This window comes from Thermoactinomyces daqus (assembly GCF_000763315.1).
Lineage (GTDB): Bacteria > Bacillota > Bacilli > Thermoactinomycetales > Thermoactinomycetaceae > Thermoactinomyces_A > Thermoactinomyces_A daqus.
The window spans coordinates 158,433-173,553 of the sequence record NZ_JPST01000014.1 but is presented as its reverse complement, the minus strand read 5'-3'; the positions used below and the strand labels follow the sequence as shown (position 1 = coordinate 173,553).

15 protein-coding genes are annotated in these 15,121 nt (G+C 50.2%); 6 read left to right on the top strand and 9 right to left on the bottom strand.

Annotated elements, in window-relative coordinates; all coding sequences use genetic code 11:
- Positions 1-101: 101 nt before the first annotated feature.
- The 4 genes from JG50_RS0107440 (at position 102) to JG50_RS0107425 (ending at position 5,337) form a co-directional block, all read left to right on the top strand.
- Positions 102-2,072 carry a DHH family phosphoesterase gene (locus tag JG50_RS0107440; RefSeq protein WP_033100470.1) on the top strand — a complete coding sequence of 657 codons (1,971 nt, stop codon included), beginning with the start codon at positions 102-104 and terminating at the stop codon, positions 2,070-2,072.
- Entirely contained in the window at positions 2,069-2,515 is a 447-nt protein-coding gene (gene rplI / locus JG50_RS0107435) for a 50S ribosomal protein L9 (protein WP_033100469.1), read from the top strand. Before JG50_RS0107440 ends, rplI begins: the two co-directional genes overlap by 4 nt.
- 58 nt (positions 2,516-2,573) lie before the next feature.
- Positions 2,574-3,923: a replicative DNA helicase gene (gene dnaB, locus JG50_RS0107430; RefSeq protein ID WP_033100468.1), complete on the top strand. Its 1,350-nt coding sequence runs from the start codon at positions 2,574-2,576 to the stop codon at positions 3,921-3,923.
- Positions 3,924-4,050: 127 nt separating this feature from the next.
- Positions 4,051-5,337 carry an adenylosuccinate synthase gene (locus JG50_RS0107425; protein ID WP_033100467.1) on the top strand — a complete coding sequence of 429 codons (1,287 nt, stop codon included), beginning with the start codon at positions 4,051-4,053 and terminating at the stop codon, positions 5,335-5,337.
- A 78-nt stretch (positions 5,338-5,415) separates the two neighbouring features.
- Here JG50_RS0107425 and rlmH read toward each other — a convergent pair whose 3' ends face one another.
- The 3 genes from rlmH to JG50_RS0107410 form a co-directional block, all read right to left on the bottom strand.
- Positions 5,416-5,895, bottom strand: coding sequence for a 23S rRNA (pseudouridine(1915)-N(3))-methyltransferase RlmH (gene rlmH, locus JG50_RS0107420; protein ID WP_033100466.1), 480 nt, complete (start codon positions 5,893-5,895; stop codon positions 5,416-5,418).
- Positions 5,896-5,914: 19 nt separating this feature from the next.
- On the bottom strand, positions 5,915-6,097 hold the full coding sequence (locus tag JG50_RS0107415) for a CxxH/CxxC protein (protein ID WP_033100465.1): 183 nt from the start codon (positions 6,095-6,097) through the stop codon (positions 5,915-5,917).
- A 164-nt stretch (positions 6,098-6,261) separates the two neighbouring features.
- Positions 6,262-7,440 (bottom strand): S1C family serine protease, encoded by a 1,179-nt coding sequence (locus tag JG50_RS0107410; RefSeq protein ID WP_033100464.1) that lies wholly within the window; start codon positions 7,438-7,440, stop codon positions 6,262-6,264.
- A 556-nt stretch (positions 7,441-7,996) separates the two neighbouring features.
- On the opposite strand from JG50_RS0107410, the gene JG50_RS0107400 reads away from it, so the two are divergent.
- Entirely contained in the window at positions 7,997-8,254 is a 258-nt protein-coding gene (locus JG50_RS0107400; RefSeq protein ID WP_033100462.1) for a hypothetical protein, read from the top strand.
- 39 nt (positions 8,255-8,293) lie between these two features.
- Here JG50_RS0107400 and JG50_RS0107395 read toward each other — a convergent pair whose 3' ends face one another.
- The 6 genes from JG50_RS0107395 to JG50_RS0107370 are packed head-to-tail and all read right to left on the bottom strand — an operon-like array spanning position 8,294 to position 14,116.
- Positions 8,294-9,100 (bottom strand): MBL fold metallo-hydrolase, encoded by an 807-nt coding sequence (locus JG50_RS0107395; RefSeq protein WP_033100461.1) that lies wholly within the window; start codon positions 9,098-9,100, stop codon positions 8,294-8,296.
- Between the two features lie 23 nt (positions 9,101-9,123).
- The gene (gene yycI / locus JG50_RS0107390; protein ID WP_033100460.1) at positions 9,124-9,885 is read right to left on the bottom strand and encodes a two-component system regulatory protein YycI; all 762 of its coding nucleotides are present in this window, start codon (positions 9,883-9,885) and stop codon (positions 9,124-9,126) included.
- Positions 9,886-9,903: 18 nt separating this feature from the next.
- Positions 9,904-11,277 (bottom strand): YycH family regulatory protein, encoded by a 1,374-nt coding sequence (locus JG50_RS0107385; protein ID WP_033100459.1) that lies wholly within the window; start codon positions 11,275-11,277, stop codon positions 9,904-9,906.
- Positions 11,270-13,072 carry an ATP-binding protein gene (locus JG50_RS0107380; protein WP_033100458.1) on the bottom strand — a complete coding sequence of 601 codons (1,803 nt, stop codon included), beginning with the start codon at positions 13,070-13,072 and terminating at the stop codon, positions 11,270-11,272. Before JG50_RS0107380 ends, JG50_RS0107385 begins: the two co-directional genes overlap by 8 nt.
- A gap of 13 nt (positions 13,073-13,085) precedes the next feature.
- Complete coding sequence (gene yycF, locus JG50_RS0107375) at positions 13,086-13,799, bottom strand: response regulator YycF (RefSeq protein ID WP_033100457.1); 714 nt, start codon at positions 13,797-13,799, stop codon at positions 13,086-13,088.
- Positions 13,796-14,116, bottom strand: a complete 321-nt coding sequence (locus JG50_RS0107370) for a hypothetical protein (protein WP_033100456.1) — start codon at positions 14,114-14,116, stop codon at positions 13,796-13,798. The genes yycF and JG50_RS0107370 overlap by 4 nt, the downstream gene beginning before the upstream one ends.
- Before the next feature lie 119 nt (positions 14,117-14,235).
- Here JG50_RS0107370 and JG50_RS0107365 point away from each other — a divergent pair, with 119 nt between their 5' ends.
- Positions 14,236-14,997 carry a YheC/YheD family protein gene (locus JG50_RS0107365; RefSeq protein WP_052154099.1) on the top strand — a complete coding sequence of 254 codons (762 nt, stop codon included), beginning with the start codon at positions 14,236-14,238 and terminating at the stop codon, positions 14,995-14,997.
- Positions 14,998-15,121 lie beyond the last annotated feature (124 nt).

Here is a 15,121-nt window from a genome sequence, read left to right as displayed (position 1 = left end):
TGTTTTGGGAGCGGGAGTTGCTCTTAAAATGAACTAGGGTAAAATAAAAGTTGGATGCGACTGTAATTTGCCTTTGCAGGATTAGTTTGAGGGGATCGAATATGCCGAAATTTATTATACAACGATGGCACGGATATCACATGGTTTTTGCCATGTGTTTCAGTTTGATTTTAGTTGCTCTGCTTTCCACCTATCGCTGGATCTACGGGATTATGGGCCTTGTGTTTTTCGCCGTGCTGGCCCTGGTTTTATACAAGGCGGAACGCGCTTTTCGCAAGGACTTTTCCGAATATGTCTTAACGCTGTCCAATCGTGTGAAAAACGCGGGGCAGGCGGCGATGAACCAGATGCCGATCGGTGTACTCCTTTATGGCAGGGACGGACAGATAGAATGGCACAACCCTTTTGTCCCTCGGATGGTGAATCGGGAACGTTTGGTGGGGGAGAGTCTGGAAGAGATCTTCCCCGAACTGAAACGGTCGAAAGAGGAGGATGATCAGACGTTTCTGATCCAACTCGGGGATAAGGTTTACCAAGTGATCCATGAAGAAGAAGAGCGTCTCTTCTTTTTCCGTGACATCACCAGCCTGGAATCGCTGAAACAGCAGTTGCGCGATGAACAAACTGTTTTGGGTTTGATCCACTTGGACAACTTTGACGAATCAGGCCAGGGGTTGTCCGATCAGGAGAGCACCTTGTTGTTGTCGAACGTGTCTGGAGCGATCTCGAAGTGGGCATTGGAATACGATATTTCCCTCAAACGAATTGATACGGACAAGATGTTTTTTGTCACGCACCACCGGTCGTTACAGCGATTGATGAAAACGCGTTTCGATATACTGGATGTCGTCAGGGAGATGACGAGGCAATACAAGATTCCGATCACGCTCAGCATCGGTGTGGCCAGCGTCGGAAAAAGCATGGTGGAGCGGGCGCAGAATGCCGCAGCCGCTCTTGATGTTGCCCTGGCCCGTGGTGGAGACCAGGCGGCTGTCCAGGAAGGGGAGAAAATCGTCTTCTTTGGGGGCAAGACGAATGCCGTTGAAAAACGGACGCGGGTGCGCGCTCGCGTCATTTCGCATGCGATGAGCAATTTGCTGCGGGACAGCAAGCGCGTCGTCGTGATGGGGCACACCCAACCGGATATGGACGCGCTGGGTGCGGCGATCGGCGTCTTGAAATTTGCACAGATTAATGATTGTGAAGCTTACATTGTCCTCGACGAGGAGAGCTCTTCGATTGAGCGTCTGTTAACCGCGATCAGGCAGCATGATTATCTGGGTGAATATCTCATTCATCCGGGAAAAGCGCTCGCCTGGGTTGAGGATCCCGATACCCTGTTGATTTTGGTCGACACGCACAAGCCGTCGCTGGTGATGGAACCGAAGCTGGTGGAGCGCGCCAAGCGCATTGTGATTATCGATCACCATCGCCGCGGAGAAGACTTTGTCAAAGACCCCGTCCTTGTCTATCTTGAGCCTTATGCATCTTCCACGAGTGAACTGGTCACGGAATTATTGCAATATCAGGATGGTCGCCTGGCGATGGATACGCTGGAGGCGACAGCCCTGTTGGCGGGCATTGTCGTTGATACTAAAAACTTTGCCTTTCGCGCCGGTTCCCGCACTTTTGAGGCGGCTTCTTTCTTGCGCAGACACGGGGCTGACCTGATGATGGTGCAATCCCTGTTAAAAGAGGATTTATCCCAGTATGTGAAACGGGCGGAGATCATCCGGAAGGCTGAAGTTTTGGACGGTGGGATTGCCGTTGCTGTTGGAGATGAGGAAGAAGAATATGATCAATTGCTGATTGCCCAGGCAGCCGATACCCTGCTCAATATGCGCGGGGTTCGCGCCTCGTTTGTCATCGGGAGACGTGAAGACGGTTTGGTCTCGATCAGCGCGCGTTCGCAGGGGGAAATCAATGTACAGCTGGTGATGGAAGCGTTGGGAGGCGGAGGGCATCTGACCAATGCCGCCTGTCAATTGAAGAATCTGTCGCTGGAAGAGGCGAAAGCACGTTTGGTTGACACATTAAAAGAAACAGTTGAAAGTGGGGGGCAGAAACGATGAAAGTGATTTTGCTCAAAGATGTGAAAGGAACCGGAAAAAAAGGGGAAGTCAAAGAAGTGGCCGAGGGTTATGCCCGCAATTATCTCATTCCCCGCAAGCTGGCAGTGATGGCGACGGAAGGAAATCTCAATTCGCTGAAAGACCAAAAACGGCGTGAGGAAAAACGGAAAGAAGAAGAGCGGATCGAAGCGAAGCGTCTGGGGGAAAAGCTGAGCGGGCTGACAGTCAAGTTAACGACCAAAACCGGCGAGGGCGGACGAATTTTCGGTTCCATCACTTCCAAGCAAATCAGCCAGGCACTCAAAAAGCAGTTTCAACTGGATGTGGACAAAAAGAAAATTCAGCTGGATGAACCGATTCGTACCCTCGGCGTGACAAAAGTGCCGGTCAAACTCCATCCTGAAGTGACGGCAGAACTTTCGGTGCAAGTGGTTGAAGAGTAAGCTCATGGCACTCCACTTGGAATGGAGTGCTTTTTTATGGCGATGGGAGGGATAACCTGTGAGTGATCTGTTTGCTGACCGTCTTCCCCCGTATAATCATGAGGCGGAGCAAGCGGTCCTCGGTGCGATCCTCATCGAACCGTCGGTTTTGATTTCGGTCAATGAGCGATTGCGCCCCGAGGATTTTTATCGCCAAGCACATCAACGTCTGTTCCAAGTGATGAATGAATTGGCTGAAAAAGGGGAACCGGTCGATCTGGTGACCTTGACTGCTGAACTGAGTGACCGCAAGCTGTTGGAGGAAGTGGGGGGCGTGCCCTACCTGAACGAACTGGCGGGTGTCGTTCCCACCGCGGCCAATGCGGAGTATTATGCCAAAATCGTTGAGGAAAAAGCGATTTTGCGGCGTTTGATTCGCACGGCAACGCAAATCGCCGCGACCGGATATTCCGGCAACGGGGATGTCAACGAGATATTGAATGAGGCGGAAAAACGGATTCTGGAGATCGCCGGACGTCGGGTTCGGGGAAGCGGCTTTATCCCCATCCATGATGTTTTGATGGAATCCTATGAGCAGATTGAGGCACAGCATTTCAATAAAAGCGGAATCAGCGGAACCCCCACCGGTTTTGTCGATTTGGATCGCATGACTTCCGGATTGAAGGGCTCGGAGCTAATCATACTGGCGGCCCGGCCCAGCATGGGGAAAACCGCATTTGCTCTGAACCTGGCGCAGAATGTCGGGGTGCGTGCGGGAAAAACAGTGGCTCTTTTCAGTCTGGAGATGTCCGCTTCCCAATTGGTGATGCGGATGCTGGCAGCGGAGGGAAACATTGATGCCCAAGGATTTCGCTCGGGGAATCTGAGTGAAGAAGATTGGGAAAAGCTGACAATGGCGATGAGTACGCTCAGTGAAGCCCCGATCTTTATCGATGACACTCCCGGTCTTACCGTTTACGATATCCGGGCCAAGCTTCGCCGGCTGCAGGCCGAACACGGGCTGGGACTGGTCGTGATCGACTACTTGCAGCTGATCACGGGCCGGGGAGGGGAGAGCCGCCAGCAGGAAATCTCCGAGATCTCCCGCTCGCTGAAACTGATCGCCCGTGAATTTGATGTGCCGGTCATCGCCTTGTCGCAGTTGTCCCGTGCGGTGGAACAGAGACAGGATAAGCGGCCGATGCTGTCCGATCTCAGGGAATCGGGTTCGATTGAACAAGATGCTGACGTCGTGGCCTTTTTATACCGGGATGATTATTATAATGAGGAATCGGAGAAAAAAAATATTGCCGAACTCATTATCGGGAAACAGCGGAACGGCCCGGTAGGAAAAGTGGAACTGCTCTTTCTGAAGAACTACAACAAATTTTTGAGTCTTGAGTTGCGGCAAAAGGAATTTGTCGAATAATTAAGCCGGAAAGTCAATATAACGTTCGTGTATTTCGTTGACTCATGTGTATTTAATTGTTAAAATGAGTTCGTTGAGTGAAAAATGTTCGGGAATTGTTTTTAATCCTTATTAGGAGGAACGAATCATGTCCACGGTCGTAGTGGTAGGAACCCAGTGGGGAGATGAAGGCAAAGGAAAAATCACTGATTTTCTGGCGGAAAAAGCAGAAGCGGTTGCCCGTTACCAAGGTGGAAACAATGCCGGCCATACCATCGTGTTTGGGGGAACCCGATACAAACTGCACATGATTCCCTCAGGTATTTTCTACAAAGAGAAGATCTGTGTTTTGGGCAATGGGATGGTCATCAATCCGGTGGCGCTGGTAAAAGAGCTCGATTACTTGGAAGAGCATGGCGTAAAGGCGGACAATCTCCGCATTTCCGACCGCGCCCATGTGATCATGCCCTATCACATTAAATTGGATTTGGCTGAGGAAAAAAGTAAGGGAGCCGGAAAGATCGGAACGACGGGGAAAGGAATCGGACCGGCTTATATGGACAAGGCTGCACGGGTAGGAATTCGCATCAGCGACTTGCTTGATCCGGAAGTATTCAAGGAAAAGCTGACCCGGAACCTTGAAGAGAAAAACCGCATTTTGGATCGCCTGTACGAGACCGAAGGGTGCAAATTTGAAGAAGTATATGAAACGTATCTCGCTTGTGCCGAGCGAATCCGCCCCTATGTGACCGACACGTCCGTCGTCTTAAATGACGCGATTGACCAAGGGAAACGCGTGCTGTTTGAAGGAGCGCAAGGGGTGATGCTGGATATCGACCAAGGAACCTATCCTTTTGTGACTTCTTCCAATCCGGTAGCCGGAGGCGTTTGCATCGGTTCAGGTGTCGGCCCGACGAAAATCCACCAGGTGATCGGCGTGGCCAAAGCTTATACCACCCGGGTGGGAGATGGCCCGTTCCCGACCGAACTGTTCAACGAGATCGGGGAGCAAATTCGCGAGGTTGGGCGTGAGTACGGAACGACGACCGGGCGGCCGCGACGCGTGGGCTGGTTTGATTCCGTCGTGGTGCGCCATGCCCGCCGGGTAAGCGGTATCACCGGTCTCTCCCTGAATTCGCTCGATGTGTTGACCGGACTGGATACGGTAAAAATCTGCGTCGCTTATGAATGCGAAGGGAAGCGGATTGAAAATTATCCGGCCAATTTGAACCTGTTGAAAAAATGCAAACCGATTTATGAGGAGCTTCCGGGATGGAAAACGGATATTACCGGGGTTCGCAGCTACAGTGATCTTCCGGAAGAAACCAAGCGCTATGTAGAACGGATTTCCCAACTGACAGGTATTCCGATTGCGATTTTCTCGGTAGGGCCGGACCGTGATCAAACGATCCAGGTTCGCCCTGTCTATGCGTAAAGAACTTCTGACTCATAAAAAAGCACCGGCCTTTTTGCATCAGCCGGTGCTTTTTTATGCCGTTTTAACAGGTCCCGTTCACTTGTGGTACGTTTCTCCCCGATTGATCTTGAATGCCCGGTAGATTTGTTCCAGCAGAAAGAGGCGGATCAGTTGATGGGGAAAGGTCATGGATGAAAAGGATAAGGACAGATCGGCGGATGCAGTCACTTGTGGCGATAAACCGTAAGAACCGCCGATGATGAAATGAAGATGGCTTTTTCCGTAGGTAGCCAGCTTGTCGAGCTTCTTTGCAAAAGCTGGGGAAGAGAGTGATTCGCCTTCAATTTCCAGTGCGATCGTGTATGCGTCCGGAGAGAGATGGCGCATGATCCGCTCCCCTTCTTTGGCGACGATCTGTTCCATTTCCGTTTTATGGACGGGATCGGAAGCCTTTTCTTCCGCTACTTCGATCACTTCCACTTTCGCATAGGGCTTCAGCCGCTTCAGATACTCAGCACATGCCTGTTGCAGATATTTTTCCTTTAGTTTGCCAACGGCTATCACATCGATTTTCATGGAAATTCTTTAACTCCTTTTATTCCCCGGGGTTTACCCAAAGACGGTAAGCAGGCCGGTTCCCGCACCAGCCGCACTTTGCTTCGTTGTCATCTCCGCGATAAAGTTCCATTTCAGGAGCGAGTGAGGTATCATCCACAATTTCATCGAGAATAATGTCGATATGTTCATTACAAGCGTACCAAACGTGTTCTGTGTTCATGTTTTCACTCCATGATTATATAAAGTTATTCATAAGTTATCCACAATCCAGTCAAAACAAACGGAAGGATCATGTGCGTGCTTTTTTCAGGATAACTCAGGGATGACAGTTCAGGCAAACTTGTACTTTTACGGAAATGGAAAAAGCTCCGCGATAACGGAGCCCTATTGTGATATGTTTTGCGGTGCTTCGCCCAGTTCGAGCGTCCCTGTCTGTTTTTGGCCGTCACGGTAATAGGTAATGGTTACTTTATCGCCGACGTTTTTGTTTTGGTAGAGATATGAGCGGAGTCCGGACGAATCTTTGACCGCTTTGCCGTCAAGCGCTACAATTACGTCGCGCGGTTGCAAACCCGCTTCATCGGCCGGGCTTCCCGGTTCCACTTTGGCAACGGCCACTCCCTCCGTTACGGAATCAGGCAACTTCAACTGATCCAGGGTGTAACCGGGCAAAGTGGAAAGATCCACCAGTCCCACACCCAGCCATGGACGGGAGATATGTCCGTATTGAATCAACCGTTCGATGATGGGGCGAGCTTCGTTTACCGGAATGGCAAATCCAAGCCCTTCCACCCCTGATTCGGCGATTTTCAGCCGGTTGATGCCGATAACCTGTCCGGCGATGTTCACCAGCGCACCACCGCTGTTACCGGGGTTAATCGCTGCATCTGTCTGAATGACGTCGGTGGTGTTGACTTCATCCACGCTGATGGAGCGTTTGGGAGAGCTGATCACCCCGACAGTAACCGATTGCCCGAGGTCGAGCGGATTTCCGATCGCGATCGCAGGTTCTCCCGCTTTGAGCGTATCGGAGTTGCCAAATTCGGCAACAGCCGTCACATAGGTGTCCGGAATTTCCAACACTGCCAGGTCGGTCAGTTGATCGCCGCCAAGCAGTTTGGCGTTGACCTCTTTTTTGTTGTCTGATCCGGAAATGACGACTTTGAACTGGTCACCGCCGGCAATCACATGGTAATTGGTGACGATCAGGGCTTTTCCGTTTGCTTTTCGGAAAATGATGCCGGAACCCGTGTCTTTCTCCACTTCCTGTGGGTTAAAAAAGTCTTCCGATCTGTTGTAGTTGATAACCGAGACCACTGCAGGCGCCACTTTTTGGACGGCCTTGGTAATATCTGAGTTCACTTTGACGCTCGTCGTTGTGGTTGGTCCGGAGATTGCACCGTTGTAAGAAGTGGGCGGAAGAGAGAGAATCCCTCTTGAAATAAAGAAAGGGGTTAAGAGCAAGACGACCAATCCGCCGATAATTGCTGAAATGAGAGCAGTCCAGATCGGGGAGGTGAGGCGTCTTTTTGGATAGTGGTCCGATTCGTCATAATATCCCATTTCATTCCCTCCTGCATCCTTAATATACCCGAATTGGTAAAGTCTTTAACCTTGGGCATGAGGAGATTTTTCCGCCCTCCTCATATTTGATGAGGGCATTCAGCCGATTTTGCTTACAATCTCATCATATCCTGATCGGCTGAATGGTTGCTTAAAAGGAACTGAACATTTCTTGAGGATTGGCTGAATGTTTGCTGAAAAGGCAGAACCGGCCGCTTTCAATGAAATCATAAAAGGTGATGATTCAAACTGCAATGAAAAACTGGGTAAAATTCCCCCCCGTCTGTGTCTCATTGCAACTCGAACCATTCGGGCTTTGTCTCCGTTTGATTGAAACCATATTGGAATTGAGCATTTGGCCGGCGTTCCCTCGGGGCCGCTTTTTGTTTGCAAAAATTACCGGAAGGGGGTTCTCGATCAGCAAAGCGGGGGAATCATCGCGTGAGCCTGCCGGAGTTTGATATTTTGCAGGTGGAAATCAGCTCATAAAATAGGAAAAAGGAGGGGAATAGTAGAAAATATCTATACGTCGGTTGCTTGCTTGGGAGTTGAGAAAATGGAAGAAAATCGCGCGAAAGCGGGTAAGCCGGTAAGTCCTCATAAGCGCTGTGACGAAGTGAATTTCGGGGCGCAATTGGCCGATCTGAAGCTGGATTTTTACAAGCAGACTTTGCTGTTGACGGCCCTTTTGGAACTATTGATCGGTAAAGGCCTGATAGAAAGAAACGAATTTGCGGAACTGGTCAAGGGACTTGATGCAGAGGTGAAGGCAGAGCCAGGTGCAAACCAAAATGATGAACATTCGTTTTACTGAAAGGAAAGGGCAGCCCCTTGCCGGAACCGGAACAGGGGGCTACCCTTTTACCTTTATGCGCACTTCGCGGAGAGGAGTGGGGCGGTCGTCAAATGTCGGCCACAGATGGACATCGCGTCCCACTTTCATCCCCGTTTCTTCCAATATGTTTTTCACCGTCAGATGGGCCAGTTCGCTCATGTTATTATCACGGCTCAAATGCGCCAGATAAACGTTTTCCCCGATGCCCTTCAGAATCTCGGTCAGGGCCGCACCGGCATCTTCATTGGATAAATGGCCGGTGTCGCTCAAAATCCTTCTCTTTACATTCCAGGGATAAGAACCCATGCGCAGCATTTCCACATCATGATTGCTTTCCCAGATGAGCGTGTCAGCGCCGTTTACTTGGTCGACAATGCGTTTGCTCACATATCCCAGGTCGGTCACGGTGGCGAGGCATTCCCGGCCTTGGCGAATCTGGTAGCCGACCGGTTCGGCCGCATCGTGGGAGATGGGGATCGACTCGATGGTCAGGTCCTGAAATTGAAGGGCCGCTCCGGTTTCCAGCACATTCTGCAACGGTTCCGGGATTTCGCCAACGGTTGAGGGAAGGCTCAGCCACGTCGCCTCATTCATATAGACGGGGATCTGGTGGCGCCGGGCCATCACCCCTAATCCGCGCACATGGTCAATATGCTCGTGTGTGACAAAAATGGCTTCGATGGTCGACGGATCGATGTCGATTTTTTTCATGCGCTCTTCCAGCTGTTTGCCGCTCAATCCGGCATCGATCAAAATCCGCGTTTTATCCGATTCGATAAAAAGGGCATTTCCTGTACTTCCACTCGCCAGAACGCTAAATTTCATCGTCTTGTTCGTTCCTTTGTTTTTTATTTTGTGATCCCCGGCCCTGTTTCCACATCTTCATCGCCGCCGCGATTGGTGGCATTCACCAGGAGATGGCTGTTCCCCACCCGGAAACACCAGCAGGGGATTAACCAGTAATCTTCGCTCGTTCCCGGATAAACCTTGGCCTGATAGCCGAGAGTGGCGCTGCTAATCGTAAAGTCCGTCTTGTTCCACCCGGTGACAAAGCGGTAGAGCACATTATTGAAAGGAACCAGCTGCACCGCCTGCACCTTTTCCAGTTGAAACCGGGTTACATGAATGGAGTGAATCCGGTGGGAACCGGAAAGGTTCACCTCTATTTTTCCGTCATAAATGGGACGGTTTCCCACCATTTGCAAATAAACCAGCTTTTTTGACGGGGTGGACAGGGCCGGCATGTAATCAAATTCGCCGAAAAAAGGGATTTCTTTATGCAAAATCCCTTCCAGCTCATGCTGGTTACGATAGGAAAGGGGGTTACGGAACTCTTTGATATAGCCTCCTTTTTCATCCCGGTTCCAGCTGTTGTCCATCGCCGTGATGGTTGCTTTGTAGGTATCCAGTTGCTCCGGGGGGCTCGGCGCTTTAACCGCGAATTTGATTTTGGCCTGTTTCAGCAATTGCTGTAGCTGTTGTGCGGAAATATCATTCTCCTCCACAAATTGTGATTGTTGCTGCATCGTATGGCTGAGCTGTGCCCCCAGAAAAAGGTCGAGAATGAGAAAAGCGATGATAAAAATGGTTTTGGCACGACTCCAATCCATTTGGGAATCCTCCCCGCATCATGGAGAACTGATAAACATGCGTTTGCCTGAAGTGGTAATGACAATCCAGACTGGTTTGAGTACAGCTTGTTTGCCGGCGATTCCGTCCGCCTGATAGCCGGGATAGATTTGCTCGACGGTTGAAAGGCTGATTTTCTTGTCGGCAAGACTTTGCAGAAGTTCGGCTTTGCCCGGAAGGGAAAGCGTCCTCTGCCGGTCGGGGCTCCCCAGGATATAAACCGACCGGTAATATTTAATCACTTCGTTGTTGTTGGTCTGTAATTGGATTTGATCAGGATTGATCGGGACATTGGCCGACCAGTAAACCGGATATCCTTTCACCAGCAAGCGGAATGAATATTGATTGTTATCATTGCTCCGCACATCGTCGAGCAGATAGTTGCCGGTCCACCCGTGATGCCTTTGCACAAAGTTGTTGATATGGGCGAGATCGGTGTAGAGATTGGAAGTCCCCGGTTCTGTGTCGTCAGGCGTCTGGCTGTAACTCATAAAGTTTCCTTTTTTGTTGTAGGTGAGAAACTCATTGTTGTTCATATAGAGATCTTCATTTTTATTGGTGACGAACGGCTCGACGCTCGGATCTTTGATCAGCCACTTTTTCATCTCATTGATATCGAACGATGTCAGTTTAAAGCTCCATTCGTTCATCGGCAACGAAGAGGTCGGCAGATAAAAAAATCGGGAAAACGCATGGCCGGATGGGTTCTTTTGCTCCCACGGGGCTTTGCCGTCCGCAAAAACCGCTGTCAGCGGCGGGGATTTGGTCATGCTGCTCCTGGCGATTTCATCTTCCAGGTGCTTGTCCCCCAAATCCACTTTCGCCTGCACGATTTGCTGATCCTGCGCCGAGATGAACCAGACAAAAGATTCCTTGGATGCCGGGTTATAAAAAAACCAGATGCGGCTGATCGAATCGAGCCCGTTGAGCGGATACTTTTGCAGCAGGGAAGCATCGAAAAAAGCATCCGCATATTGCACGGAAATATCGCGCGGGAAGACCAGTTCTGCGCCGGGAGCCTGAGTGAACAGGGTTTTCCACATGTCCGCGGTGGGAGCGACAGTGGTGAAGCTGTCAAAGCTTGCCTTTTGCAGCAATTGGGTCAGACGGGCATACGTATTTCCTTCCGGCAATAACCAGGAGATTTTGTTGTTGGCATGGACAATCACCTGATAGGGGGAAGCCAGCTGATGAGCTGCCCGATCATTGTATTTCGTACCGCTGTAAATATAGGTAAGGTCATATTTGGTAAAGGGTGGATTGGTCTGGTATCCAGGGGAACTGAACCACAGGAAACCGGTCAACACCAGGCTGATGGTGACCAGCGTGACCAGGGTGGCCGTTTTGGCATGTTCAATCCATTTTTCACTCATGAACGTTCCCTCCACTCACCGGGGGCAGCGTAAAGGATACCAGCGTCCCTTTCTTGTACACACTGTCAATTTCAATCTCTCCCTGATGACCGTGGACGATCTGCTGGGCGATCGATAAACCGAGCCCCGTTCCTCCCATGCTGCGGGAGCGGGCCTTGTCCACACGGTAAAAACGTTCAAAAATCCGGCCGAGATCTTTTTTCGGGATGCCGATACCCGTGTCGGCCACCCCGATTTCCACCATGCCATCCGCTTTTTCTTGTGCGACGACGGCAACCGAACCCCCGTCAGGCGTGTATTTAACCGCGTTGGAAATAAGGTTGTCCAGCACTTGATCCAATTTGTCCGGATCGGCATAGACGCGCGGAATCCGTTCATGGATATACAGCGTAAGAGAGATATTTTTCTGTTTGCACTGGAAGGAAAAACGGTCAACCGCTTCCTCGAGCATCAGCTCGACAGAGACCGGTTTCTTGGCGAACTTGGATTTTTGCGCGTCCAGGCGGGACAGCTGCAACAAGTCCTGAATCAAGCGGGTCATCCTGTCTGCTTCCTGCCGGGTCACTTTCAAAAATCGCGTCGCCAGCTCCGGTTCATTGATTGCCCCGTCATCAAGCGCTTCGAGATAGCTTTTGATGGTGGTCAGGGGAGTGCGCAATTCATGGGAAACGTTGGCGACAAAGTCTTTTCGCTGCCGGTCCAGTTTTTCCTGTTCAGTTACATCCTCCAGTACGGCAACCATCCCCGTCTGGTGCGCCCCTTTTAATTTGACAGGGGTAAGGGTGATTTTCAGGATCGTCAGCTCTTCCGGGTCGTCGCTGTTCAGTTCGAGAAAAGTTTGCTTTTCTTCGCGCAGGGGAAATTGAATCGGTTCGGATAAGGGAAGGACGCGATTGAAGCTGTCCCCGATCTTGACCGGGCATTCCAGAAGCTTTTCCGCCCACGCGTTTTTGACGATGATATTCCCCTTGCTGTCGGTGGCTATCACTCCGTCACTCATATTGGCCAGCACCGACTCCAGTTTTTCTTTTTCTTCTTCTTTTTCCGCCAGGGCATTGCGCAGATGGGAAGCCAGATGATTGAATGCGATTCCCAGTTGCCCGATCTCATCCTTGCTGCGCACATCCACCTGACGGTTAAAGTCGCCGGCTGCCATAATGGTGGCCTGCTCCGTAATCTCTTTGACCGGGGAGGTGATCGTCCGGGCCAAAATAATAATGAGGAAACTGGAGATGACGACGGCGACGGCCGTAATTTTGAGCAGGATCTTGCTGATGGCAAAAATCGTGGCATAGGTCCCGTCAAGCGGGGCTTCAATATAAATCATCCCGAGGTTTTTTCCGTTTTCTCCCTTGATGCTCTGAATGTAGACCTGAAAATCTTTGTTGGTCGCCGGGTCCCGCCGCTTGAAGGAAGCCGATCCTTTTGCCGGAAGCTGAAAGTTGAAGGGCTGTTTGATCTTGCTCTGTTTGGATGAGGTGGAGGCGATGACAAAGTTGTTCTGGTCGATCACCTGCACCGTCATCTTGGAGGTGCGGGGAACCAGTGTATTCAGCCAATACAAAATAGTTTTGTTTCGCTCGTCATTTTCCGGTTTGGCCAGCTCGTCCTTAATCGTCTGCTGAATCGCCACCGCGTTATTCCTGATCTGTCCGCGCAGGCTGTCGGTCAGATAATTTTCCAATTGCCGGAAGAAATAGACCCCGATCAGCTGCATGGCGATCACGATCAAAAGGAGATAGATCACAACCAATTTCCATTGTATACTGTTTGCCAGCTGAAGCCACTTTTTCATTTGATCACCCGGGTTAACGTTCGGAATGGGGATCGCGCATGGTGTACCCGATTCCCCGGCGTGTGATGATGTATTTGGGAGCGCCGGGGTCGTCTTCGATTTTCTCGCGCAGACGACGGATGGTGACATCAACGGTGCGCACATCCCCGAAATAATCATAACCCCATACCGATTGTAACAGATGTTCTCTTGTTTGCACCTGATTCACATGTTTTGCCAGGTACAGCAGAAGTTCAAACTCTCGATGGGTGAGGTCGACCGTTTTCCCTTTTTTGGTGACCACAAAACTTCCGGGGTCTATGACGATGTTGCCAACGGTGATCTCGCTTCCTTTCTCCGCTTTGCTCATTTCTTTAACCGTGGATTGGGTGCGGCGCAGATTTGCCTTGATCCGCGCGAGCAGTTCGCGATTGCTGAAGGGTTTGGTCACATAATCATCGGCTCCCATCTCCAGTCCGAGGACCTTGTCCAGTTCGGAGTCCTTCGCGGTGAGCATGATGATCGGAAATTGAAAATGTTGCCGTACGCGCCGACAAACTTCAATTCCATCCGCGCCGGGCAACATCAGGTCCAACAGCATGAGATCGGGTGCTGAATCCATCACCTTTTCAATCGCTTCCAATCCGTCGTGGATACAATCAACGGTGTATCCCTCTTTTTCCAGATTGAACTTGATGATATCGGCGATCGGCCGCTCGTCCTCGACGACATAGATTTTGGCGCTCAAAGCAGTCCCTCCTTCAGCTTGATGGTGATATTTTGTTTCAGGTCAGGCCGTTGGGGACTCCTGATCTCCCCACGTTCCTGATGGCCAGTTAAGTGGTCCCAGCGCTCTTTCGAGTTTGCTTCGGCTTTCATTCCCGGTTTGTGCCGAAATACTTGTTTTCTATGAGTCTTCACCGAAAGGTGCCGGATTGGCGTTTGGCGGAAAACAGATTGCCGGTTGCGCCGGAATGCCGATGGGCGCCGGCAAAAGTTAAGACCATTGTCCCACAAGGACGGGTCGAAGACAAACGCTTTTGCCGTTGCAACAATCTGTTTCATTATTATCTATTCTAACACCTCTTTTCCCTTGAAAAATCGTCGAAAATTGGGCGTTCGCCGACGAGCGTGGCAGAAGAGAGATGAATAAGATATGACGATCATAAAGGAGGGGAGAAGGAGTGCGAACGACCCGTAAACTCCCGTATCAACAAGTCGCCAGCAAATCCCTCAAAACAGCGGTCTTATACGCGAATGAAAGGCTACGGCCTTATCTCCCTGAAACAGACTGGTATCAGAAAGACCGGCTTTACCGAATGCTGGAACACCATGGCTCCGTTTTTATCAAGCCGGATAAGGGCGGCGGTGGCGCCGGGGCAATCCGGTTGACGAAACTCGGGGGCGGAATCGTCAAGTGCGAAACTCTTTATGAGCGAAAAAAATTGCCAATCCGACAAATTTCCACATGGATTGAGCGAAAATTTCGTCCGGACAAAAAATATATCATGCAACAAGGAATTGAATTAGCCCGGATCGAGGGACGACCGTTTGATCTTCGCATCAATTTGCAAAAGCCGCATAAGTATTGGGAAATAACGGGGGTCTGTGCCAAAGTGGCGGCTCCGGGAAAAATCGTGACAAATCATTGCAAAGGAGGAATGCCGATCGAACTGCACACAGCATTGCAAAAAATTACGGACGGCAACCTGACGGAGATGAAAAATTTGCATAAAGAATTACATTATCTTTCTATAGAAATTGCTAAAACATTAAACGCTCGTTTTAAGGGGTTGAAAGAGCTAGGGATTGATGCAGGGATTGACAGCGATCTTAAAATTTGGGTTTTTGAGGTAAATACAAGGCCTGATTTCAAAATGTTCCGTGATTTGAAAGACCGGTCGCAGTATCGCAGGATTAAAAAGATTCACAGTCTCATTGTTTGATCAGAGGAGTTTATTTCATAAAAAATAAAAAAATTTAACCAATAAATTTCCGTTGCAAGAAGATTTTGTACATGCACTAAGCATGTTTTTTTCGTTTTCGCAAATATATAACAGGATTCGACAA